At 51.6% G+C, this 23,689-nt stretch carries 27 protein-coding genes; 10 read left to right on the top strand and 17 right to left on the bottom strand.

The window, feature by feature from the left end; genetic code table 11:
- Positions 1-62 precede the first annotated feature (62 nt).
- Positions 63-602 (top strand): phosphatidylglycerophosphatase A family protein, encoded by a 540-nt coding sequence (locus NNL21_RS19045; RefSeq protein WP_204818793.1) that lies wholly within the window; start codon positions 63-65, stop codon positions 600-602.
- Between the two features lie 232 nt (positions 603-834).
- On the opposite strand, the gene hemG is transcribed toward NNL21_RS19045, so the two are convergent.
- From hemG to hemE, 3 genes are all read right to left on the bottom strand, one after another.
- Entirely contained in the window at positions 835-2,322 is a 1,488-nt protein-coding gene (gene hemG, locus NNL21_RS19040) for a protoporphyrinogen oxidase (protein ID WP_204818792.1), read from the bottom strand.
- 84 nt (positions 2,323-2,406) lie between these two features.
- Entirely contained in the window at positions 2,407-3,330 is a 924-nt protein-coding gene (hemH, locus tag NNL21_RS19035) for a ferrochelatase (protein ID WP_256555329.1), read from the bottom strand.
- Positions 3,323-4,393 carry a uroporphyrinogen decarboxylase gene (gene hemE / locus NNL21_RS19030; RefSeq protein WP_204818790.1) on the bottom strand — a complete coding sequence of 357 codons (1,071 nt, stop codon included), beginning with the start codon at positions 4,391-4,393 and terminating at the stop codon, positions 3,323-3,325. Before hemE ends, hemH begins: the two co-directional genes overlap by 8 nt.
- A 218-nt stretch (positions 4,394-4,611) precedes the next feature.
- Here hemE and NNL21_RS19025 point away from each other — a divergent pair, with 218 nt between their 5' ends.
- The 4 genes from NNL21_RS19025 to NNL21_RS19010 all read left to right on the top strand — a co-directional run bounded on the left by NNL21_RS19025 (position 4,612) and on the right by NNL21_RS19010 (position 8,612).
- Positions 4,612-6,279 (top strand): PhoX family protein, encoded by a 1,668-nt coding sequence (locus NNL21_RS19025; protein WP_204819098.1) that lies wholly within the window; start codon positions 4,612-4,614, stop codon positions 6,277-6,279.
- A gap of 22 nt (positions 6,280-6,301) precedes the next feature.
- The gene (gene tatA / locus NNL21_RS19020) at positions 6,302-6,517 is read left to right on the top strand and encodes a twin-arginine translocase TatA/TatE family subunit (RefSeq protein WP_204818789.1); all 216 of its coding nucleotides are present in this window, start codon (positions 6,302-6,304) and stop codon (positions 6,515-6,517) included.
- Between the two features lies 1 nt (position 6,518).
- Positions 6,519-7,247, top strand: coding sequence for a twin-arginine translocase subunit TatC (gene tatC, locus NNL21_RS19015; RefSeq protein ID WP_204819097.1), 729 nt, complete (start codon positions 6,519-6,521; stop codon positions 7,245-7,247).
- A 153-nt stretch (positions 7,248-7,400) separates the two neighbouring features.
- On the top strand, positions 7,401-8,612 hold the full coding sequence (locus tag NNL21_RS19010) for an MFS transporter (RefSeq protein WP_204818788.1): 1,212 nt from the start codon (positions 7,401-7,403) through the stop codon (positions 8,610-8,612).
- A 45-nt stretch (positions 8,613-8,657) separates the two neighbouring features.
- Here NNL21_RS19010 and NNL21_RS19005 read toward each other — a convergent pair whose 3' ends face one another.
- Entirely contained in the window at positions 8,658-9,284 is a 627-nt protein-coding gene (locus tag NNL21_RS19005; RefSeq protein WP_204818787.1) for an O-methyltransferase, read from the bottom strand.
- A gap of 114 nt (positions 9,285-9,398) precedes the next feature.
- On the opposite strand from NNL21_RS19005, the gene NNL21_RS19000 reads away from it, so the two are divergent.
- Together NNL21_RS19000 and NNL21_RS18995 are read left to right on the top strand one after the other, a co-directional pair.
- Complete coding sequence (locus tag NNL21_RS19000; RefSeq protein WP_204818786.1) at positions 9,399-10,559, top strand: THUMP domain-containing class I SAM-dependent RNA methyltransferase; 1,161 nt, start codon at positions 9,399-9,401, stop codon at positions 10,557-10,559.
- 129 nt (positions 10,560-10,688) lie between these two features.
- Positions 10,689-12,626, top strand: a complete 1,938-nt coding sequence (locus NNL21_RS18995) for an LTA synthase family protein (protein WP_309145337.1) — start codon at positions 10,689-10,691, stop codon at positions 12,624-12,626.
- Positions 12,627-12,772: 146 nt separating this feature from the next.
- On the opposite strand, the gene NNL21_RS18990 is transcribed toward NNL21_RS18995, so the two are convergent.
- The 5 genes from NNL21_RS18990 to NNL21_RS18970 all read right to left on the bottom strand — a co-directional run bounded on the left by NNL21_RS18990 (position 12,773) and on the right by NNL21_RS18970 (position 17,265).
- Complete coding sequence (locus tag NNL21_RS18990; protein ID WP_204818784.1) at positions 12,773-13,075, bottom strand: iron-sulfur cluster assembly accessory protein; 303 nt, start codon at positions 13,073-13,075, stop codon at positions 12,773-12,775.
- Between the two features lie 98 nt (positions 13,076-13,173).
- Positions 13,174-13,413 (bottom strand): hypothetical protein, encoded by a 240-nt coding sequence (locus NNL21_RS18985; protein ID WP_204818783.1) that lies wholly within the window; start codon positions 13,411-13,413, stop codon positions 13,174-13,176.
- A 90-nt stretch (positions 13,414-13,503) separates the two neighbouring features.
- Positions 13,504-14,718: a M14 family metallopeptidase gene (locus NNL21_RS18980; protein WP_305880867.1), complete on the bottom strand. Its 1,215-nt coding sequence runs from the start codon at positions 14,716-14,718 to the stop codon at positions 13,504-13,506.
- A gap of 144 nt (positions 14,719-14,862) precedes the next feature.
- Positions 14,863-15,672 carry a glutamate racemase gene (gene racE, locus NNL21_RS18975; RefSeq protein WP_309145336.1) on the bottom strand — a complete coding sequence of 270 codons (810 nt, stop codon included), beginning with the start codon at positions 15,670-15,672 and terminating at the stop codon, positions 14,863-14,865.
- A 291-nt stretch (positions 15,673-15,963) separates the two neighbouring features.
- A complete protein-coding gene (locus tag NNL21_RS18970) occupies positions 15,964-17,265 on the bottom strand; it encodes an alpha-glucosidase/alpha-galactosidase (protein WP_204818781.1) in 1,302 nt (433 codons plus the stop codon).
- 188 nt (positions 17,266-17,453) lie between these two features.
- Between NNL21_RS18970 and NNL21_RS18965 the strand changes: the two genes are divergently transcribed.
- Together NNL21_RS18965 and NNL21_RS18960 are read left to right on the top strand one after the other, a co-directional pair.
- Positions 17,454-18,317, top strand: a complete 864-nt coding sequence (locus tag NNL21_RS18965; protein ID WP_204818780.1) for an AraC family transcriptional regulator — start codon at positions 17,454-17,456, stop codon at positions 18,315-18,317.
- Positions 18,318-18,360: 43 nt separating this feature from the next.
- Complete coding sequence (locus tag NNL21_RS18960; RefSeq protein WP_204818779.1) at positions 18,361-18,822, top strand: MarR family winged helix-turn-helix transcriptional regulator; 462 nt, start codon at positions 18,361-18,363, stop codon at positions 18,820-18,822.
- Positions 18,823-18,917: 95 nt separating this feature from the next.
- On the opposite strand, the gene NNL21_RS18955 is transcribed toward NNL21_RS18960, so the two are convergent.
- The 5 genes from NNL21_RS18955 to NNL21_RS18935 form a co-directional block, all read right to left on the bottom strand.
- Positions 18,918-19,319: a YtxH domain-containing protein gene (locus tag NNL21_RS18955; protein ID WP_309145335.1), complete on the bottom strand. Its 402-nt coding sequence runs from the start codon at positions 19,317-19,319 to the stop codon at positions 18,918-18,920.
- Positions 19,320-19,426: 107 nt separating this feature from the next.
- On the bottom strand, positions 19,427-19,909 hold the full coding sequence (locus NNL21_RS18950; protein WP_204818778.1) for a DUF948 domain-containing protein: 483 nt from the start codon (positions 19,907-19,909) through the stop codon (positions 19,427-19,429).
- A gap of 198 nt (positions 19,910-20,107) precedes the next feature.
- Positions 20,108-20,770: a helix-turn-helix transcriptional regulator gene (locus tag NNL21_RS18945; RefSeq protein WP_256555328.1), complete on the bottom strand. Its 663-nt coding sequence runs from the start codon at positions 20,768-20,770 to the stop codon at positions 20,108-20,110.
- A 119-nt stretch (positions 20,771-20,889) separates the two neighbouring features.
- Complete coding sequence (locus NNL21_RS18940; RefSeq protein WP_204818776.1) at positions 20,890-21,315, bottom strand: DUF86 domain-containing protein; 426 nt, start codon at positions 21,313-21,315, stop codon at positions 20,890-20,892.
- A 147-nt stretch (positions 21,316-21,462) separates the two neighbouring features.
- Entirely contained in the window at positions 21,463-21,750 is a 288-nt protein-coding gene (locus tag NNL21_RS18935; RefSeq protein ID WP_204818775.1) for a Dabb family protein, read from the bottom strand.
- Between the two features lie 151 nt (positions 21,751-21,901).
- Here NNL21_RS18935 and NNL21_RS18930 point away from each other — a divergent pair, with 151 nt between their 5' ends.
- Positions 21,902-22,156, top strand: coding sequence for a hypothetical protein (locus tag NNL21_RS18930; RefSeq protein WP_204818774.1), 255 nt, complete (start codon positions 21,902-21,904; stop codon positions 22,154-22,156).
- 87 nt (positions 22,157-22,243) lie between these two features.
- On the opposite strand, the gene NNL21_RS18925 is transcribed toward NNL21_RS18930, so the two are convergent.
- The 3 genes from NNL21_RS18925 to NNL21_RS18915 form a co-directional block, all read right to left on the bottom strand.
- A complete protein-coding gene (locus NNL21_RS18925) occupies positions 22,244-22,627 on the bottom strand; it encodes a cupredoxin domain-containing protein (protein ID WP_204818773.1) in 384 nt (127 codons plus the stop codon).
- Between the two features lie 125 nt (positions 22,628-22,752).
- The gene (locus NNL21_RS18920; RefSeq protein ID WP_204818772.1) at positions 22,753-23,127 is read right to left on the bottom strand and encodes a YhjD family protein; all 375 of its coding nucleotides are present in this window, start codon (positions 23,125-23,127) and stop codon (positions 22,753-22,755) included.
- A gap of 150 nt (positions 23,128-23,277) precedes the next feature.
- Positions 23,278-23,667, bottom strand: a complete 390-nt coding sequence (locus NNL21_RS18915) for a phage holin family protein (RefSeq protein WP_204819094.1) — start codon at positions 23,665-23,667, stop codon at positions 23,278-23,280.
- Positions 23,668-23,689 lie beyond the last annotated feature (22 nt).

The following is a 23,689-nucleotide window of genomic DNA, read 5'->3' as shown; positions in this document are numbered from 1 at the left end:
ACGAGCCCCAAATAGGAATTAGACCAGATTTGTCCCACAAATCGAGACAAGAGGTGCATCACATGACGAAATCCAATATGTACAGCTTAAACAGCCAAAAGGTCGCAGCAGCAACTGAAGAGTGGCTCACGAGCCGGGGCGTCACCAAGACCCAAATAGCCGAGCTTGTGCTCTTTCTTCAGAAGGACTACTTCCCGGATCTGGACCTTGAAGAATGCGTGAATAACGTTAACGCCGTTCTCAGCAAACGCGAGGTACAGAATGCTATTCTTACCGGCATTCAGCTGGATCTGCTCGCTGAGGAAGGGAAGCTGATGGCTCCGCTTCAAGAGATGATCGAGAACGACGAAGGCCTATATGGCTGCGATGAAATATTGGCGTTATCGATCGTGAATGTATATGGCAGTATCGGTTTTACAAATTTCGGCTACGTTGACAAACTCAAACCTGGCATTCTGAAGAAGCTGAATGACAAAAACGACGCCGCATGCCACACCTTTCTCGATGACATCGTCGGTGCCATTGCCGCTTCAGCCAGCAGCCGAATCGCCCACCGCAAGCAAGCCGAGCGCGAAGGCCGTGCAGACCCGCCGCTCGATTGATTGGTAACACAAAGACCGTTCTCGGAGCGCATAGCTCTGGAACGGTCTTTGTGTTATTGCATAGATTCAATGCTGCTGCATCTCAGCTATTACATTCAGCATAAATTAGGACGTTGTAACGGTATTAATAGGCTTTACAGATGGCTGGCTTAGCTTGGGCGGCCTGCTATAAGACCCTTTATAAGCTTTACAGACGCTTGGGCATGATGGATAGGCTCCACTCTTGCTGCTTCTACCGGCGCTCCAGCCGCTCAATCATATGTACCGCCGCTTCCTGGCTTTGCCGGATGCACGCTGGTAACCCAACACCGTCAAATGCCGTTCCGGTTACCCATATCCCCGGCAGCTTCTCCTCGAGCTCGGCACGGAAGGCTTTCATATGCCCGATGTGACCAACCGGATATTGCGGCATCGACCGGTGCAGCCTCGTAATCTCCGTGAAGATCGGCTCATCGGTAATTTGCATCAGCTCACGGATGTCACGCTTTACCTCAGCGGTCAGTTGGCCATCAGGTAGATCCACAATCGCATCATCCCCAGTGCGTCCAATATAGCATTGCAGCAGAACTTTATCTTCAGGACTCGAATGCAGCCATTGGGCCGAGGTCCATGTACATGCTGTAATCGTCGTTCCTTCTGCGCGGGGACTAACGAAACCGGACCCGTTACATTCCACTCCTAACGACTTTTTGTCGAAGGCCATTGCGATATTCGCCACCGATACGTATGGAACGGACCGGAGAGGCTTCGTATCCACATGCGTCTCTAAGAGATCCGCCGCATCGTACGCGGGTGTAGTGAGCACAATACCGTCCGCCCCGATCGTCTCGCCATTAGATAGCGCTAGCTTATAAGGAAAACCGCTATCTGCCTGCTCAACGCCCCTCCCTGCAGCCGAAGCTTCCTCGGCGGTCTCGATGCGTTCCACTTTCGTTCCCAGCCTGCGCTGAACGCCAGCCAATGCCCGGTCAAGTGCATCCACCATCGTCCCTAGACCGCCCTTGAACGTCAGAAAATCGGTAGCCGCAGAGAACGGCAGCAAATCCTTATCCCCGGCTGTAACTGTCGTCATGCTCCGGCCTTCCCGCAAGCCTCTAATAAGACTTCCGAATTTCCGCTCGGCTTCTCTAAACTGCGGGAACGTTGCCTGTACACTCAAGCCGCGCAGATCGCCGGCATATATACATGCCAGCAGCGGCTCTGTGATCCGTTCCATCGCTTCGGTTCCGATTCGTCTGGACAGGAAGCTGCTTAGCGATTCGTCCTCTGGCAGCTTCTGGGCAGGAAGCACGAGATCCATCATCGCGCGAAGCTTGCCTCTCCATGACAATATGCCAGTCTTCATGAATGGTCCAATTTCCGTCGGTATGCTGAGCACAAGACCTGAGGGCATGGGAAGAAGCTTGCCGCGATGTACGATATATGTCTTCTTCGCCGCCGGATTCGTACCGACCAGCTCCTGAGCAATACCAAGATCATGAGCGAGATCGATGATCGGTTTTTGGCGCGCCATGAACGAATCCGGTCCCCGCTCGATGACAAAGCCATCCCGATGCAGCGTACTGATCTTGCCCCCGATTCTTCCACCCGGATCGACGATCGTAATAGCAAGCTTCCGCCCTCGGGCTTCAGCTTCTTGAAGCAAATAAAAAGCGGAGCTCAGTCCGCTGATCCCGCCGCCAATCACGACGATACGATCAGGTTGTCCGTTTCTCCGCATAAGTTTCATCTCCTATAAAGATTCTGCGAGGCTGTGCAAAGGTTAGTCTGCCCCAGTCCTCGCATCTTCTATTGCGCGATCGCGCTAACGCCAACGATCCTTCGCTTCCACCGATTCCGCAAGAGTTTCCATGTAGAATGGATCCGTGTTCAGCATCTCGATACGCTCGAACTTCATCCCAAGCTCACTTGCCGCTGCCTTGGCTTCGATGTCGAGGTCATACAGCACCTCCAAATGATCGGAAACAAAGCCGACCGGCACCGACAGCACCTGCTTATAATTCTTGTCCGCAACGTCCTGCAGCGTCTCCAGAATATCCGGACCGAGCCATGGCTCGCGGGTTCGCCCGGCGCTCTGCCATGTAAACTCCCAGTCCGTCACACCCGCACGTTCTGCGACCGCTGACGAAGTCTCCATCAGCTGGCTCTCGTACGGATCATTCGATTCCCGAATTCGAACAGGCAAGCTGTGAGCGCTAAACAGCACCTTAATCGGCTCCTTGCGGTCAAACTTGTTGAGTGCCGATACGACACGATCCACCAGCGCTTCAATCAGCTTCGGATGAAGATGGTAACTCTCAACGGAAGCCATCTCAATGCCGAGCTCTTCCGCTTTCTCGTTAGCCCGTTTGTTATAACCGCCTACGCTCATCGTGGAATAATGAGGCGCAAGCACGACCGAAACAGCACGCTTAATTCCGTCTTCTGCCATCTTGGCGACGCCATCCTCGATGAAGGGCGAGGCATGTTTAAGTCCTTGATAACAGGCGTATCGTCCAGGAGCTATTGCATCCAGCGCAGTCTGAAGCCCTGTTACCTGACGATTCGTATTCTCGCGAAGCGGGAACACCCCGCCGACAACAGCTTCGTAAAGGGCAGTCAATTCCGCAAGCTGCTCCGGTGCAGGCGCGTTCCCGCGGCGGATATGTGTGTAGTAAGCTTCAATGCCATCCATACTCTCCGGTGTCCCGTAAGACATCACAAGCACGCCGATCCGGTTGTTAGACATGATGCGACTCCTTCCTGCCTAAGCGGGCAATAGCCTCCTCCGAGTAGCGGTGAATGAACTCGGTAAGCCCCAGCAGCTTGTCTGGAGATGCTTCCGGGAACAGCCCATGCCCGAGGTTGAAGATGTAGCCGGGTTCCTTGATTCCATCATTAATGATGTCACGTGCATAAGCTTCAATCACATCCATCGGAGCCGTCAGCACGTACGGATCGAGATTCCCTTGTACCGCGAACGCCCCTCCAAGACGACGGCGCCCTTCGGCTATCGATACCCGCCAATCCAGTCCGATCACATCGGCCTTTATGCTGCCAAGCACGGGCAGAAGTTCGCCTGAAGCCACTCCAGGGAAATAGATCTTCGGCTGCGGCAGGTCGGACAGTTCATCGAATATCCGTTCGATAGTTGGCAGGACATATCGCTTGAAGTCATTCGGAGACAGTGCGCCAACCCAGCTGTCGAACAGTTGGAACGCCTTGCCGCCTGCGGCCATATGGGCGCGCAAATAGGTAATGACCATGTCTCCGAGCTTATCCATCAATTGATACCAGATCGCGGGTTCGCTATACATAAGGGTCTTCGTCTTGATGTAAGACTTGGACGGACGGCCCTCGATCAAATAGCTCGCAATCGTAAACGGCGCGCCTGCGAATGTAATTAAAGGCACTTCGAGCTCACGATCCAGAATGCGGATGGTCTCCAGCACATGGGAGAGATCCCCTTCAACGTCAATCGGCTTAAGCCGTTCAACGTCGCCAGCGGATCGGATCGGATTGTCGATAACCGGGCCGACATTAGGCACGATATCGAAATCTATACCGATTGAAGCGACTGGATTCATAATATCCGAATATAGAATTGCCGCGTCAACACCCAGCCTCTTCACCGGTTGAAGCGTCACTTCAGCTGCCAGTTCCGGTTGGCGGCAAATTTCGAGAAGCGAATATTTTTCTTTTATTTTTCGGTAATCGGGATCATAGCGTCCCGCTTGTCGCATATACCAGACGGGCACGCGATCGACGGATTCCTTCCGACAAGCCCGGATGAATAGGTCGTTATAGCTCATTGACGTTCCCCATTTCTATCGTTTTCCCTTCGTTTCCATTATGCCCTTTTTGATAAGTCGTAACAACCGCCATGGATCGACTTTCAATGACAAACATATGACAAATGCTTTTACAAAACATTATTGAACCGTTAATACGCCATTAATGCTCGTCTACGAGAATAGAAGCTGTAACGAAAAGACCATAGAGGAGTTGTTTGAACGTGGCCAAGGAAAATATGGATCGCCGCACTTTCTTAACTTATTTAGGTTCTGGAGCAGCTGCGCTTGCCGTCGCATCGAGCGGACTTGGCGTTCTGAGTGGCAAGGCTTCGGCCGAATCCGCCGCAAACCATCTATTCGGCTTCAAGACGAATAAAGTATCCGGTTATTTCGAACCGATCGAGCCTTCGTCGGCGGACGAGCTCATCTTGCCTAAAGGCTTCCGATATGATGTAGTCGCCGCCTATAACGACATTATCAATCCAGCAGGAGATACATTCGGTTTCAACAATGATTTCACCCTCTACTTCCCTATTAACGGCTCGAATGAGCGTGGATTGCTGTGGGTGAACCACGAATATTCGAGTGAGGTATTCGTGCATGGGAAGAAAACGGGGGACCGCTATACGGCCGACCAAATCAAGAAAATGCTCTACGTTCAAGGCGGTTCCATCATTGAAGTGTACCGTGATGCCAATGGGAACTGGAAGCTCGATCCGACCTCGAAATACGGCCGCCGCGTGACAGGACTCACGCCATTCGAGCTTACAGGGCCTGCCCGCGGCGCGAAAGCCGTCAACAAAGCAACGAAGGTGCAAGGCACGTTCGCAAACTGCTCCGGCGGAATGACATTATGGAACACTGTGCTTTCTTGTGAGGAAAATTACGAAACGACCAGCGCCGATGCCGGTCTGGATCCCACTCACTACGGTTGGGTCGTTGAAATCGACCCGTTCGATCCGAGCTTCGCCGTTCGCAAGCACACAGCGCTGGGACGCTTCCATCACGAGAACTCTGCCGTCGGCTTAGCCAAGGATGGCAGGCTGGTTGTCTATATGGGCGACGATACGACAGATGCTTGTATTTATAAATTCATTAGTAAAGGCAAGTACAACCCTTCCGCTGGACGAAGCAACAGCGATCTGCTGAAGGAAGGAACACTGTACGCAGCGGACTTAAAAACAGGCAAATGGATCGCAATCACCATTGAAGCCGTAACAAAAGCGCTGAAGGACGAGAAGTTCAAGCTCCCTTCTTCTATAAAAGGAACGAAAGAGGAGCTTCTTGCCAAGTACAAGGAACAAGCCGATGTGCTCGTTAACGCGGCAGAGGCGGCCAATTTACTCGGCGCGACTCCGACCGACCGTCCGGAGGATTTGGAGATCAGCCCATTCGACAACACGATCTTCATCGCCCATACCAACAATGACAAGCACGGCAATATTCATGGCCATATTACCCGTTTCTTCGAAAAGGACAACGATCTCGGCGCACTCGAGTTCGACTTTGAGATCTTTGCTGCCGGGGGCCGCCAAAGCGGATTCAGCGCACCGGATAATCTAACCTTCGACAGCAACGGCAACCTGTGGACTGTGACGGATATCTCCTCCTCCAAGCTGGGGAAAGGCGTGTACACGACCTTTAAGAACAATGGCGTATTCGTCATTCCGACGCGCGGCTCTAACAAAGGCGAGGCGCTGCAATTCGCATCGGCTCCAATCGAAGCCGAGATGACCGGCCCTTGGTTCACCCCCGATGAGCGGACGTTGTTCATGGCCGTTCAGCACCCCGGAGAAGAAACATCCGATCCGAAGAAACCGACGAGCAGGTGGCCTCACCGCAAGGGCGACACCATGCCTCGCCCTGCCGTCGTCGCCATCAGCGGCTTCAATCTGCAAAAGTAAATAAGAGGAAGGAGAGAAATCGATGCCATTCGGAAATATCGGTATAGGCGGGCTTGTCTTAATTCTTATCATTGCTCTCATTATATTCGGCCCCTCCAAGCTGCCGGAGCTCGGGCGCGCATTCGGCCGGACGCTCAGCGAGTTCAAGGGGGCGACCCGCGGACTTGTGAATGGGGAAGATGACGAGACGAAGAAAGAAGCCGGGGATGCGCAAGCTCCTGCGGCAGCGAATAAGTAAGATGAATAATCCGAATGAGCAGAACGCGATCGGGCACCTGGAGGAAATGCGCAGCCGGTTGATTCGGACGCTGGTTACGTTCATCGTCGCGATGGCTGCCGCCTTCATCTATGTTCGCGATATCTATCAATGGCTTGCCAGAGATGTTGATCAGAAGCTCGTTGTGCTCGGTCCGTCGGATGTGATGTGGGTATATTTGATGTTAGCGGGCGTGGTCGGGATTGCCATTACAATACCAATAGCCGCTTATCAAATTTGGAAGTTCGTGCAGCCGGCTCTGCCCGCGCAAGCAAAGCGCTCCACACTTGTCTTCATCCCTGGCATAAGTCTGCTGTTTCTGATCGGCATCGCCTTTGGTTATTTCATTTTGTTCCCGATGGTGCTCGGCTTTATGGACAAGATGGCGGGGGACGATTTTGCAACGATGTATACGGCACAGAAGTATTTCACATTCATGATCCATATGACGGTCCCGTTCGGTTTTCTATTCGAAATGCCCGCCGTCGTGATGTTTCTGACCAAGCTCGGCATTCTGAACCCCAAACGCCTGGCCAAGGCACGCAAGCTCGCCTACTTCGTACTCGCTATCGTAGCCATCACGATTACACCGCCGGATATTCTATCCGACATCATCGTGATCGTGCCGCTCTTCCTGCTATATGAAATTAGCATCACGATTTCAAAAATCGTCTATCGCAAACAGCTTCGATTGCAAGCAGACCCCCAATAAATGCAGTTCGGGTTAACGAGCCGGCACCACTCCAGTGGGCCGGCTTTTCTTCGCCGCCGGCGGCATCCCTACATTCTGACTTGGCGAATCATTGTGCTATACTGGTTGTACCAGGCAATGAACGAGCGGTAAGCGCAAGGAGGCAGACTAACGTTGGAACAATGGAAAAAAAACCTCGTGGTGCTTTGGTTCGGTCAATTTCTCGTCATGGCCGGAATGACAATGATCATTCCATTCCTATCGCTCTATTTGCAATCTGAGCTCGGGCTCTCGGATCCTCACGAAATTGCAACCTGGGCCGGATTTATCTTCGCAGGCAACTTCGTTACGGCTTTCTTGTTTCAGCCGTTGTGGGGAAAGCTGTCAGACCGGTATGGGCGAAAAATGATGCTGCTTCGATCGGGCTTCGGCATGGCGATCGTCATGGTACTAATGGGTTTTGCCACAGAGCCTTGGCATCTGCTGCTGCTGCGTATGGTGAACGGTACAATATCCGGCTTCAACCCGGCTTCGGTCTCACTTATTTCCGCCACAACGCCGAAGAATCGCATGGGATTTGCCATGGGCACCTTGCAGTCCGGGGGGATAGCAGGCTCGATTCTCGGGCCGCTCATCGGGGGACTGCTGGCTGATCAAGTCGGCTACCGGCCGATATTCTACATTACGGGAGCATTGCTGTTTCTCGCATCGATGCTGGCTCTCTTTGTCGTAAAAGAATCCTTCGACCGCACCAAAGCGGCATTAAAACCGAATGTGTCCGTTATCGAAGGATTTCGCAGATTGGGACGAATCCCTCAGCTCATGTCGCTGTTCGCCGTCTCATTCTTGATCCAATTCGCCATGGTCGGGCCCATGCCGCTCATGCCGCTCTATGTACAGGAACTGCACGGAACGACAGTCAATCTCTCCTTCTGGGCCGGCTTCGTTGGATCCGCTGCGGGCTTGTCCAACCTGGTGGCGGCACCGCTGCTCGGTCGTCTAAGCGACCGGATCGGACAGGAACGCATTCTGGGCATCTCCCTGATCGGCGCGGCGGTCATGTTCATACCTCAGGCACTGGCGGACAGCGTATGGCAGCTTCTCGTATTCCGGTTCATACAGGGTATGTTTCTAGGGGGCTTAATCCCTTCCGTCAACTCGCTGATCCGCAAGCATACGCCGGACGGAATGGAGGGACGGGCCTATAGCTTCAACAGCAGCACGCTCAGCCTTGGCAATATGATCGGACCGATCGTCGGCGGCTTTATCTCCGGCTGGATCGGCATCGAAGGCGTATTCCTCGTCTCGTCCGCATTATTCATCATCAATTCGGTATGGGTTTGGCAAACCCTCGCCAAACGAAAACAATCGCGTCCCGCTAATTAGCGGGCTCGCGATTGTTTTCAATTCTGCTTCTATGAACAAAAGCCGCTATTTTACTAATGCCACTGTTAATCCATCATACGCCGGCAGAAGCGTACCCAGCAGTCTCTCGTCTTGAACCATCCGCTCATTGAATTGACGCATCGCGAGGACGGAAGGACCATTCTTGTCCGGATCATATATCCGGCCGTGTAGAAGCGCATTATCTCCCGCTATGACCGCCCCCGGCTTCGCAAGCCGAAGCGCCCAATCCAGATAGACCGGGTAACTTTCTTTGTCGGCATCGATGAAGAAGAAATCGAAGGTGCGCCCCTCCTCCGCCAGCTTAGCCAAATTTTCTTTTGCGTCTCCGATCTTATAGTCCACAACCGAGCCAAAACCGGCGGCTTCCAGGTTGCTCCGGGCAACATCCGCGAACTCTTGGACCAGCTCCAGCGACGTTAACCGCCCGCCTTCAGATAAGCCTCGCGCCAGGCATATTCCGCTATAACCGCCTAACGCCCCAATTTCCAGCACATTCTCCGCACGCGACATGCGCACAAGCATTGTTAGCAGCTTACCGTAACCGCGCGCAATTGAAATCTCCGGCATTCCATGACTGCGTATTTCTTGCCTGACGCGTTCTAGGTCCGCATCCTCCCCTAACAAGCCTTCGATGTATGATTCTGCTGACATCCGAGCCCCTCCCATTCTTCCGGATTGTATTTCATCCGTCGTTTGTCCTATACTTGATTGTATGATTTTAAGGGACCGGAAACAACCGGAGATTGCAGAAGCGGAGTGAGACTGATGGAGAACTTACAGTTAATCGCCACAGCCCCGATGGGACTTGAGGCCGTTGTAGCACGAGAATTGAAGGAGCTTGGATATACGGATACCAAAGTGGAGAACGGACGAGTGACATTCACGGGAGGCTTGGCGGATATATGCCGGGCTAATTTATGGCTGCGTACCTCGGATCGCGTTCTGATCAAGATGGGCGAATTCCCGGCAACCACCTTCGATGAATTGTTTGAAGGGACCAAAGCGATCGATTGGCCGGAATGGATTCCGGGGGACGGCGAATTCCCGGTCGAGGGCCGGTCTCACAAATCCCAGCTAACGAGCGTCCCCGCTTGCCAGAGCATCGTGAAGAAAGCCGTCGTCGAGAAGATGAAAAGCACTTATGGGACCGAATGGTTCCCTGAGGATGGACCACGTTATGTTATTGAAGTGTGGCTTCGCGACGATGTCGCCTTACTGACGCTCGACACGACAGGTCCGGGGCTGCATAAGCGCGGCTACCGCAAGCTCGTGACGGAAGCGCCGCTGAAGGAAACGATGGCCGCTGCGATGATCCTTCTCAGCCGCTGGCGGCCTGAGCGCCCTCTATACGACCCGTTCTGCGGCTCAGGCACCATCCCGATCGAGGCAGCTATGATTGGCTGGAATATCGCTCCTGGGCTCCGGCGGACGTTCAACAGCGAGGAATGGCCGCTAATCCCTGCAGAGCTGTGGGATTCCGCACGCGAGGAAGCGTTCGATTCCGTGAAGGATGATATCCCGCTGTCCATCGCCGGCTCCGATATCGATCCAAGTGCCATCGAGGTTGCAGAAGCAGCCGTGAAGAAAGCCGGCTTCGCCCGCGATATTAAGCTGAGCGTCCTGCCTGTGGCCAAGGTTAAGCCGGAAGGCGATTATGGCTGCATCATTACGAATCCGCCTTACGGCTCGCGTCTGGGAGATGAGACGGAAGCCGAGAAAGCGCTGCGGCAGCTCGGATATGCCGCACTGTTTTTGCCGACGTGGTCATTCTTTGCGCTTAGTCCCTCCAAGTCACTGGAGCATTATTTTGGACGATCCGCAGACAAGAAGCGCAAGCTCTTCAACGGACGGATCGAATGCGCCTATTACCAATATTTCGGGCCGCTCCCTCCATTTCACACGGACGATACGTCCTCAAAACCTTGAATTGATCATGGAGTGTACTATAATGGGATAAGGCATTATTGACTTTTTGTAAACAGAGAAAGGAACTGACATCTTATGGTTGGACCGTTGCAAAACGCCACCCGAAACACAGTACGAGCCTCTCGAGGTGTGATCAGAAGGCTCTGGGCAATCGATATGCTGCTTTTCTTCATCATCATGATGATCAAGCTTGTTATGTTTGACCGTTTCGTTAATGTTCCGAATATGAAGATGAGCGTGGACGACGTTTTCGTCGCGATCGGAACATTAGCGCTCGTATCCTTCTGGACACTGTGGCTGCCGCAGCGGGGAAGGATCCTTGCGCTCATTCTGCTAGACCTGCTTCTCACTTTTGTCATGTACGCGGATTTGGTTTACTTCAGGTACTTTCAAGATCTGATAACAGTGCCCGTCTTGACTCAAGCCGGACAAGTCGGTTCACTGGGGGAAAGCATCGGCTCATTGCTGCTCATGGTTGATATCTGGTTTTTCGTCGATTGGCCGTTTATCATTCTGTTCGCATTCTATGTGCTATTCCGCTTCAAGAAAGAACCTAGAGCGACTCTTTCCTTCGCTCCGCGCAACCGCTGGCGCAAATTCATTATCCGAACATCTCTTAGCCTGATCGTCTTTGCGACAGGAGTAGCGCTCGTGTTCGTACCGGTTAATATTGCCAAGAAAACATGGGCGCAAGGCTTATTCACCGGCAACTGGTGGAATTTATCGCTTTACAATGTGACAGGTGTTATTGGCTTTCACGGTTATGATGCTTACCGGTATATCAACCAGCATTGGATCCAGAATGGAGAAGCGCCGGAAGAGGATGTCGCCGCCGCGAAGCAGTGGTTTGAGGAACGCGGTAACCTTAGAAAGCAGCTGGAATCCGACAAGCTCTTCGGCGCTTACAAAGGAAGCAATGTCATTCTCATTCAGCTTGAAGCCTTCCAGAACTTCGTCATCGGCCAAAAAATCGGCGGTCAAGAAGTAACGCCAGTCATGAACAAGCTGATCGGCGAGAGTGCCTATTTCAATCGTTTCTATCATCAAACGTCGCAAGGCCGGACCTCTGATGCGGATCTGGCAGCCAATATCTCGTTACAGCCTCTGCAGTCAGGTTCGGTCTTCATCACGAACGCGCACAACAAATTTGACAGCCTGCCGGCCATCCTTAAGGAAGCAGGCTATGCAGCTTCGGTATTCCATGCGTATGAAGGCGGATTCTGGAACCGCAACAATATGTATGCCAATATGCAGTACGATTACTTCTACAATAAGAAGGATTATAAGATGAACGAACCGCTGGGCTGGTCACTTGGAGATGAATCATTCTTCCAGCAGTCTGTTGACGCCATGGTCCAGGAGAAGCAGCCTTTCTATTCGTTCTTAATCTCCTTATCGAGCCATCACCCTTACTCGCTGCCCGAGAGCTATCAAAAGCTGGATGTCGGTGAATTGAAGGATACGATATTTGGCGATTACTTGCAGGCAGCACATTATGTCGACAGCGCTCTTGGACATATGATCGAGCGGCTGAAGAAGGAAGGCTTGTGGGACAATTCCATCTTCCTCTTCTATGGCGACCATGATAACTCCATCAACGAATGGGAGCCGTTCGAGAGCTTTCTCGGCAAACCGCTAACGGATATGGATAAGCAGCAAATTCTGAAACAGGTCCCTTTCATCGTTCATCTGCCGAAAGGCGCGAATGCCGGGCTGCACGAGGAGGTTGGCGGGCAGATCGACATCACGCCGACGATCCTGCATCTGCTCGGAATCAGCAGCGCGGATAAAGTCATGATCGGTACGCCGCTCATTATGGAAAAGCCGCTGGAAGGCAAGAAGGTCGTATTCCGCAACGGCTCCTACACCGACGGCAAGGTCTGGTATAAGCCATCGAACGACGGCAATGAAGCAAACAGCCAATGCTTGAATGCAGATACCGGCGAGAAAATGGATTTGAACGCGTGTAAGGGCGGAGGCGAGGAGGCTCGCACAGAGCTGACTGTATCCGACAACGTCATCAGCTACGATTTAATCAAGCAATTTAGAAAACAGCAGAATCCTTAGCGACGCCACGTGAAGCCGCCTTCTGACGCAGCCGCAGCGCTAACCGCTGCCTGCAAACATTTCATAAGCTCCATAGAAAAACCCGCCAGATTCCCTGGCGGGTTTTCGTTTATTTGATTTATTCCAATCCAGCTAAGGCCGTTCCATTAATGATCGCCGTGATTGCCTTTGGCCGGATTCGAAATGGCGAAGCCTTCCTCCGGTACATAGAAGTAGTCAATCCGTACGCCATCGAGCAGCTCGACATCCTTCTCTAACAGAACCTTAATCCCCTTGTCCGTTTCGATCAATTCATCCTTCTCGCTGGCATCATCTACGCTCAGACCATAATGGGCATGATCGCCATGTGAATGGGTAACGTATACGCGCAAGTATTTCCCATCGTTCTCCGGCTTGTCCAGCTCTGCTTGCAATATCTTAGCGGCATTACGTGATATTTTGCAATTCATATCTTCCATCTCCCTCGGTCTATATCAAATGGTTTCTTCAGTCTTCCTTATTGTAATGAAAGGCGGCGCAAGGTTCAACTCGCATATTCAATGGAGAGTCAGCGTGCACTGCCGCCATATTTACGTTCCATGTACCTCGTATACCATTCGGCGGCCAGCATGGTAACCGCGATGTCGTCGACCGGGAGGAGCGGCATTACATCAGGAAGCACCCAATACAGCAATACGGGAACGAGATAGATCAGCTTGTCCACCAGTCTTACATCCTTCGACGCTAACAGCCGGAAGATCCGGACAAACACGTGACGCCAATGCCGGAGTGAAAATAGTTTCCGCATGAGGAAGCCTCCTTTTTGTGTTTATTATACCATATCAGGAGACTTCGCCTCACACGCGCATAAACAGATCTGTACGAGCCGTATATACCGTCAGGTTTGTCCTGCTGCTGCCGCTAATGCGGCAAGCAGCAGAGGACGAACTTCATCATACAAATCTTGAAAGGAATCGAGCGGCAGCGGATTGACCCCATATCCGATTTCCACCGTAAATCCTGGCTTGCGATAATCGTAAATAAACCAGTCTTTATAGCCTGCGTCGCTTCCCTTCAGCTTTACGGGTTTGTAACCGCTCGCCTGTGACATCAGCTTGGCGATCACTTCCGCTTCGGGCGGCTCATAGCCGCGGTAATTCCAATAGATTTCCTGCCCTTGCGTATGCAGGGCAACGACTAGGTCAAAGCATTCTTCGCGGGTGAAATCAGCGAGCGCCCTTGCTTCGGGCTCGCTTAGAGGCGCTTCGCCCGGATAATCCCGTGGTCCAGGGCCATGCACGTCCCTCCGCTCGACCTCTTCCTCCCAGAACGCTGGGAATTGGTCGTTTAAGTCAACGCCATGGACATTCGCCTTCCACTTGGTAAATCGCGTCGAGCCGCGATTCCACCGGAGCAGCTCCGTATAATAGAGATGCCCCGGATGCAGCCCTTCTTGAACCAATTCGACGCCATCGGGATTAACCATAGGAACGAACCAGACCGATACCTTCTTGAGCAAAGCTCGCATATCCATGTCGCAAAGCTTCTTGCCATGCAGGCATGCCTGTGCGGCATCCTCGATAAATGTCATCAAAAGAGGTGCCGTTATCCACTCATTGGCGTGCATGGCAGCATTCATATGAACCTTATGCGGACCTTCGCCAAGCTTAACAGCTAGAATCGGCTTCCCCATCACACTCTCTCCAATGGTTTTCACGTCCACGAACGGAAATTCAAGCTCCAGCAGAGCCACATCTTTCTCAAGCTCAACCTGTCCATATTCGGCCCTGGGGTCAATTATGCGCTGAGTTGTATTCGCTTTGATCTCCAACAGCTGCCCGGGCAGGAGATGCTTCAGATCAAGGTGCGGATTAGCTGCCGACAGCGCATGAATGGAGCATCCTAGTCGTTCTGCGAGGGCGATAATCGTATCGCCGGGCTGAATGCAATAAATTGTTCCCGCTCCATTCGGAATTCCAAGAAGAAGTCCAGGCAGCGGCAGCATAGTTGGTGATAATGCCGGATTGGCGGCAAGCAGCGCAGCTGCGTTAATATCAAACCGTCTAGCGATACGCAGCAGCGTATCGCCGGGCTGAACGATGTAAGGGTGCATGATGGAACCTCCTTAACGAATATGAGCAAACATTCGCCATCTATAGTCACAAGGTATGCGGGCGGGCAGAGCCGCATGACTCTTGACAAGCGCAATCAAGAGCGCTTCCTCTGCTGGGGAGAAGGCGCTCTTGATGGTTCGCAACTATCCGATATGAGGGATCTGCCAGACAACCGGCGACTGCTCAATCTGCTCCCCGAGCCATTGTTCGGCAATATGCTTGAATATCCCCGCTTCCCCGCTGCATAAGAACTGATGAACAGGGAGCTCTTCATAGCGCGCAAGCTTGTTTTTATCATGGAGGATCGTGCTGATTTCTCGGGCCGTTTCGTCTGCCGAACTAATCAGCGTTACCTGCTGGCCCATAACTTCAGATATGGTTTCCGATAAGAACGGGTAATGCGTACAGCCAAGAATGAGGGTATCGATCTGGCAGTCTCTAAGATGGTCCAGCTCTCGATGAACGGTTTCTAACGTCTTTTTCGAACGGAAATTCCCCTGTTCAACCAGCGGAACGAATGCAGGACAGGCTTCGCTAATAACCTTTATATGGGGGGAGAGCTCCTTCAATACCAGTTCGTACGCACAGCTCCGAATCGTGCCTTCGGTACCGATTACACCTATTACGCCCGTCTGTGTACGGCCGATCGCTGCCCGGGCACCGGGTCGAATAACACCAACGACCGGAACGTTCACCCGGGAGCGAATATCTTCAAGTGCCACCGCTGTAGCTGTATTGCAAGCGATAACGATCATTTTCGGGTGGTACTGAGCCAAGTAATCGACGATTTCACGGGTGAATCGCATGACCTCTTCAGCAGGTCTTGAGCCATAGGGGGCTCTGGCCGTATCGCCGAAATAGATGACCTTCTCACGTGGAAGCTGGCGCAAAACTTCCTTCGCGACGGTTAGGCCGCCCACGCCGGAATCCAATATTGCAATCGGTTGTTGCACAGACACACCGCTTTCTAGAACGTTTTGTCAGAACTCCATTAGAATATGAATGCAAGACCAGAAAGGTACCTGCATCTTCACGTAACGATGGACCCATTAATGAGTCGCCCATAAACCCAATTGACAATTACAAGAGCCGGTCCCCTTAGTTGAGGCCGGCTCTTGTATATCCCCATAGATGCTCATCATGATGCGCATACGATCACGGCGCTCACACTTTCAACGGGGCGAGGAAGGCAAAAAAAAGACAAGCTGCCGGCCCTCAGGCCTGGAGCAGCTTGTCTAGTACGCTTAGTTGTACTTCGGCAGCCAATCGCCGTGCGCTTCGATCAAATCGTCGCACATGGCTACGATATCATCCATCGACAGCTCAGCGGCTGTATGCGGATCAAGCATCGCAGCATGGTAAATATGTTCGCGCTTGCGCGTAATCGCCGCTTCAATCGTCAGCAGCTGGGTATTGATATTCGTCCGGTTCAGCGCTGCCGCTTGCGGCGGAAGAGCGCCGACATACGTAGGATTCACGCCGGAGCGGTCAACAAGACAAGGAACCTCAACGCAAGCCTCACGCGGAAGGTTTGTTATTAATCCTCCGGTGTTCATCACATTGCCGCCGATTTTGAACGGAACGTTCGTCTCAATAGCTTCCAAGATATAGGAAGCATATTCATGCGTGCGCTCATGCGAAAGCTCCGCATTGTTGATAAGCGCTTCTCTCCGGTTATTCCAGTCTGCAATCTGATTCACACAGCGCCGCGGGTACTCGTCCAGTGGAATATTGAACCGTTCGATCAGCTCCGGATAATTGCGTTTAATGAAGTATGGATGGTATTCGGCATTGTGCTCGGAAGATTCCGTAATATAGTAGCCGAATTTAAGCATCATCTCGAGACGGACCATATCCCAATGCTGTTCCTTCTGCTTTTCTTTGGCGCGGCGTTTAATTTCCGGATAGAGGTCAACCCCGTCCTTGGAAACTTCAAGCAGCCAAGCCATATGGTTAATACCTGCAATTTTGGATTTGACGCCGGTGCTATCCATACCCAGATTGTCGAACAAGCCTTGAACACATACTTGTACGCTGTGGCACAAGCCCACCGTTTGTACGCCGCCGTATGTATTCATAACATTGGTCAACACGGCCATCGGATTCGTGTAGTTGAGGAATAACGCATCCGGGCATACTTCTCGAATGTCGCTGGCAAAATCGAGCATGACGGGAATCGTGCGCAAATTCCGGAACAGTCCTCCAATTCCGACGGTATCGGCAATCGTCTGACGAAGACCGTACTTCTTAGGAATTTCAAAGTCGGTAATCGTGCAAGGGTCATAGCCCCCGACCTGAATGGCGTTAATCACATATTTAGCTCCGCGAAGCGCTTCCTTGCGGTCACTATAAGCATTGATCACGCAAGTGCTTCCACTCGTCCTATGAATATTCCGGAGCATGGTTTCCGACTCTTTCAGACGCTCCGGGTTAATATCGAATAGCGCAATTTCGAATCCTTGTAGAGAAGGGGTCAACATGCAATCCCCTAAAACATTTTTCGCAAAAACGGAACTTCCTGCTCCGATGAACGTAATCTTAGACATCTTCATCCTCCTTGTCATTGCCCCGCCGGTAAGCGGTTAACATGACCTAAATATAAGGGAAAATGGTAGATGACGACTAGGCGGAAAAGTGAGTTACATATGTACTTTTGTAGTTTTATCGGATAGGCTTAAGATATCGGATCGGTTCTTCCGAATCCCATCTCTATTCGGTGGAGGATTATTCGCCCATGCTGGAACATGTTTTCTTCAAGCTCGGCGTGAATTCGCTGCCCGCGCGCGGTGAGCTGTCCGTGCTGTTCAGCGGTCATGCCAAGCCTGTTCCTTCCCATCAAATCGGCCCGGCCGTCCACGACTATTATTTGGTGCATACCGTCATGTCCGGCAACGGTACATTTGAAATTGAAGGCAAACGATACGACTGCGAGCAAGGAGATACTTTTGTCATCTTTCCAGAAGTACTGTTCACATATGCTGCCGACCCTGTATGTCCCTGGACGTACCGCTGGGTATCGTTCAAGGGCCACTTGGCCCAGTCGCTACTGGGCAGTATGGGCATTACGCCTTCTGAGCCGGTTGTCCGTCTGGGTAATCTGCGCGCCGTCACCCGCTTATACCGGAGGCTTGAGCTGACGCTTCAGAGCTCGTCCTACCCGGAGCTTGCCGATCTGGAGGCTAATGGCTTACTTCGCCTTCTGCTTAAGGAATTCGGCGCCGATAATGCAGAGAAATTAGCCTTCGACACCCTCGAGATCGTCCCGGATATCGAGCGGCAAATTAATCAAGCGGTGCGTTGGCTTTCACTAAAGTACGCCCAGCCCGTTTCCATCGAGGATTTATCCAGGACGCTAGGTTATCATCGCATGCATCTGTCAAGAATGTTTAAACGAGCGACCGGATTGTCGCCTATGAAATTTCTTCTGAAGGTGCGAATGGAACGCGCGGGAGAGCTTCTCACAGAGAGCATGAATTTATCCATTGATCAAATCGCAGCATCCGTTGGATACGCAGATCCCTTATATTTCTCAAAGCAGTTCCGTAAGTGGTACGGATGCTCACCTTCGGATTATCGCGTGAACAACCGGATCTTATAGTCCACCTCATAATCATTCTTCTAAATAAAGGCGGTGAATCATAATGACTGACCCAAACATGGCGGACGTGAAGGAGATCGCGACTTACTCGGAGCGGTTTCAGAAGGCATTGTCGACTACGAATCGCAAGATCACCGCTGCGATCGCTAAGCAGCTGCCTGACGGGCTTACCGGTCCGCAATGTTATATCTTGAAGCTTATCGATGAAGAGAAACGCATGACTGCTTCCTTGCTCGCGGAGCACATGGAGGTGAAGCCAAGCGCAGTTACGGTCATGATCGACCGGCTAGTCCAGAACGGCTTTGTGGCCCGAACCCCGGATGAGTTTGACCGGCGCGTCATCCAGCTGCAGCTTACCGACAAGGGCAAGCTCGCAATCGATAATGTCAGGCATGAATTTCACACGATCTTGTCCTTGCTCATCCATGAACTGGATAGCGACGATCGTGAATGCTTCATCCGCAGCTTCGAAAGCATTGCACAGGCGACATCTAAACTTACGTAGTACACTAATGGTTCAATCTTTAAACCATCCTAATCAGCTTATAAAAAAAAGGCAATGCCTTCTTGCGGCATCGCCTTCTTTGTTCATGAATCGGACTAAGTATACTGCAGCTCCGACTCTTCTTCCTTTTGCTTGTCATCGGTGATCTCTATTTCTTCGATGCCATTCAAGCTGACCAGCGTCTGGGAGTCCTCATCGCTCGTTCCGTTTCGCCAGCTGCGTACCGTGCCAATGACGCTGCCTGCCGTATCTTTCGCCTTCACCGCAACTTGTGATGCGCCACTGCCGACTTGCTTGGCAATGCGTGTCGTGGTTTCTCCGACCTGACCTGCGATTCTTACGGTCGTTTCCCCTACCTGCTGCGCACCGTCAGCAATATCTTTCCGAAGTTCACGACCGGGTTTCGGTGCGAGCAGAAGTGCCGTCACTGAACCGATGATTCCTCCTGCCAAAGCACCAAATAAGAAGCTTTTCGTTGCATTACGGTTGGCCATCATTCATCTCTCCTTATCTACAACCGGTTGGCTCATCATTGCGCTAAGGGGCGGTTGTCATCTGTCATAACCAGAGACCGCTAAGACTTAAGCTGCGCAGGAGCTGGTTGTCATTCAGTAGTATCGTGCCCTTCGTCCTGCTCAGAACATGCAGAGGAACGGGTATCTTTTCGCTTCGATTGCCAAAATTGCCAGGCCGCGTAGCCAGCTTCAGCAATATCCAGCGCCTCCGCAATCTGATTCCTGTATTTACCGCCACGCTCCATATGCTTGATGGCGTGTTCAGATAATGCGGCGGACAACCGGTTAACCGTAGCTGATACCTGCTCGGCTGACTCCCCCATCCGCTTAGCGGCGTCAACTAGACGTGTCGCTCCATCAAGCTGCCGCTGTATGGTCTTGATCGTATCCGCTGCCGGAGCAACAAGACTACATACCTGTGCAGTCATCTCACCAGTGCTTCGCTGTATCGCTTCCGCCGTCTCCATTAATCGAGCCAGCTTACGATCTGCCGCTCTTAACCATAGCAGCACGCCAGCTACCAGCATGACGAAAGCTGCGACGAACGCCGCCTGAAGCCAAATCGCAATCATCACCCGTTCCTCCTTCCAGTGTCATCTAGACGAATGCCCAATTCGTAATGACATTATAAGCAGTATGGGCTTGACCTGACACAACCGATCGGCAATTAATTCAATGAAAGAGGCTTCGGCCGTTTCACAGCATACAAAATAGGCAGACAATGAAGCGAATATTCCGCTTCGTTGTCTGCCTGTTGATGGTTGAACACTTCAAATGTCTTTAATCAAGTAACTGCATTTGCCTCCGCTCTTGGCGAGGCATTCCGTCCGTTCAACCTGAGCGCCGAGCAGCTCCTCGAATAGCGCTAATTCACAATGGCAAGCCTGCTGATACTGACTGGCCACCTGTGAGATCGGACAATTATATTCATGGAGGATGAAAGCATCTTCCTGGGCTTCAAGCTGAACCATATAACCGCCATCATTCTGAATAGCGGCCAACTCCTCGACTTTCTGGCCCAAAGTCTTTCCTTCCATCCGAGATGCGTATCTCTCCAGAAGCTTATGCTTACGTTTTGTAAACACATGATCGACTAACTCGGCAGTGTCCGGATCAGCCTTCAATTGATCGAGCAAATCGAGGGCGAGCAACTTATAATTTTGTGGAAACAGATGCTCTGCATGCTCTGTCAAACCGAACATATGGGTCGGTCTTCCCATCGCTTGCCGAACGACTGTGGGTCGAATGAGTAGGTCGCGTTCCAGCGTACTCAGATGTCTGCGGACCGCCATCTCGGTGATCTGCAGCTCTTTTGCTAATTCGCCGGCGTTCATCTGGCCCTTTGTCTTAAGAAGCAGTAATATTCTATGCCTTGTAGACCCTTCTTGCCGAGCAAACGGCTCCTTCGTGAACGTTTCGCCTATTTGTTTCAAACCCATCACCACCTTGCGCCTTTGCATGGCCTGCTAATAGGACAATTGTATCCTATTTTGAAGGGTTCGTAAATCGACAAATGACGGTACATGTCCCGGGCAGTGCCTAATTATGACTGCTATTCGCCCAGCTCCTGAAGTAAATAAGCTTCCACAGCTGACTTAAAAGATACTAGGGACTCCGGCAGCTGCTGCGTCAGCGGATGAAGCATCTCGCGCGTCCAATCATAATAATCCTGCACAAGCGGCCGACGCAAACGAACGAGCTCCAGCAGCGTTTCTTTCAGTTCAGCAGGGAACACACCCTCACCTGCGATAATTTCGATGATATCCTCATAACTGCTCGCATCTCGCATAATAAATCCGTCAATGAGGTAGCTCCCGATATCGGTGACGGTCTCTACCGCCAGATGCAGCGCACGTTCCTGAGCCAAGCCCTGCAGCAGCTCGCCGCTCCACGATCTGGAGAGCGTGCTTAATGCTTCGGCGATGTCAGGAATGACCGCCAGCCGAATCGAAATTTGTTCGCGATTTACATAGTACATTCGCTTAGACACCCGCCTTATTCAAGATGTTAAGATCTCTTTTTCTTTGCTTTGCGCTTGAGCCACATGGTCATGACAATACAACTGATGATGATAACAAGCAGATAAAACAGCATTTCATAAACTTCACGCATAGGTCAATACCGCCTAGCTCTCGTAATCAACGCTGACGGAAGCTTCGCGAACCTGCGTCATATGTTCAATTACTTTCTGATGTACGGGATGTACTTGATAAGCGGACAACGCATCCATGGATTCGAACTTGGTTACCAGCGCAATATCATACGAGCGCTCCGAGTGCAGAATATCCGTTCCGACCTCTATGGAGATCAGTTCATCAATCTTACCTTCCATGTTCCGTAGAATTTGTACGGTTTGTGCCACGTTCTCCGCGCTGTTATCCTTCAATTTGAACATAACGATGTGTGTAATCATGTCAGTTTGTCGCTCCTTTAACGGGTTCATAAGTATAGGGCTCGTCCAGCATCAGGGGCGCATGCGGTCCCGCATGATGAACGTCCTTTTGTCACATAATAACCTAAGCTGCTGCTACTCGGCAATCTTCAAGTAAAGGGGAATCGCAACCATGCGTTATCCGGTAACGATTATTGCAACGCTCGTCGGACTTGCATTGTGTCTTTATAATTACACGGGATTCGACCCGCACAATATGGTGTTCTTCATGTTCAGCGTTCCCGCTTGGTTCGTGGACTTCTTCATCGATGTTCATCAAGTGAACGTCCTGCTCATGTATGTATTGACCATTGCATCCTGGGCGCTGATTGGGTACTTGTGCGACTGGATGATCGCCAAAGGGCGCCAAAGAAGACGTTCCCACTAACATACTGCTGAACATACGTATTCCGGGGTCCCAAGCCCGATACATGCGTTTGCTCAAAAAAAGGAGCCCTTGCAGGCTCCTTCCTTGTTATTCTACGACGATGACGGATTTCATGTCTCCGTGACCGACACCGCAGCCAACGGAACAATGCATTTCGAACGTGCCTGCTTCGTTGAATGTGACATCCTGCTCCATCTTGTCGCCTTGAAGGTCGATGCCCAGATCAGGAATTGCCAAACCGTGCACTCCGCTCTTGTTCACGAGCTTCAGCTTCACAGTCTCGCCTTTCTTCACCTTATATTCTTTCTCCCCGAATGTAAAATCGGAGTTGGCTTCCACTTTAAGCAATGTTACGCCAGGTGGTAAGGAAGCTGCTTCGTCAACTGGCTTTCCAGGAAGTTCGTTAGTCATCAAATAAATGCCCAAAATCGAAGCCGCTGCGAAAACGACGAACATAATCCACTTATACATTACTGCTTGCTCCCCTTTGTCATCAAAATGTCTACTTCTTATATTACCTAACATCGTCCGATTTTCTCAACCTTAAACTAAAGAAACCTGTGAACTTTTTTTGTTATTTGACAAAACGATGAACGTTATACCTTCAAATAGGCTTTCAGCAGCCTTTCTGCCTCCGCCCGGACGTAGCTCCAGATCATCGAGAACGAATGTTCATATCCCCGGCATTGGTAGCGGGCCGTTAGTCCGTCCTTGCCGCTGGTTTCGTCAAAAATCCGAATATCGCTCTCACGAAACTGTTTGCGCAGCGCCGCAAGCTCGAGCAGAACCCGGTCTTGCAGCCCTCTCAGCATCGATTCGTACAGCCGCGGAAGCTTCGTAGGCGAAGCCCCCACGATTCGAATATCGTGATTCAGAATGCGCGTTGTCATGCCTAACAGGACGTACCGTTTCACAAGCTCCAGCTCTCTTCCGATCTGCACGGGCGGCTGGTTATCAACATCCACGGCCATATACAACCCTCCACAATAAGAACATTTGTTCTCATTATAGCGGATGAAGACGTTCGATGCAACTTCTGAATAGCATCAAATTATTTCCACCTGGAGGATGGTGCCCATAAAAAAACGCCACTTCAAATGCGACGTCTCTCCTATTTAGGATCATTTCTTTTTCTTGAGCACTTCGATCATATCGCGAAGGCGATCAGGCAGCGGAACCCCGCTGCGGCCAAGATTTTCAGTAATGGAGATAAGCTCGTTGGTCAAATAGAAGTATATGGCGCCACCCATAGTTATATCGTCAAGATCCAGCAGCACGTCAATCCGATGAGCGAGCAGAATAACGAGCAGCATAAGACCTTTTCTCGCCAACCCCCATGAACCGACAACGCTGCTGAGCCCTCTCTTCTCCGCAAGTGCTGCTGCAAGTCCTGTCAAATAATCAATTCCCATGGCGACCAGCAGCAGAGTTAGCGATTCAGGCCAGATTCCGAATGAAAACATAAGAATCGAGCCTATAACCGCCCCAGCCGAGCATGTTATAAAATGCATCACGGACCGACACTCCTTTCCG

Source organism: Paenibacillus mendelii, assembly GCF_024498075.1.
Classification (GTDB): domain Bacteria; phylum Bacillota; class Bacilli; order Paenibacillales; family Paenibacillaceae; genus Paenibacillus_Z; species Paenibacillus_Z mendelii.
This window is presented reverse-complemented; position numbering and strand designations above follow the sequence as displayed.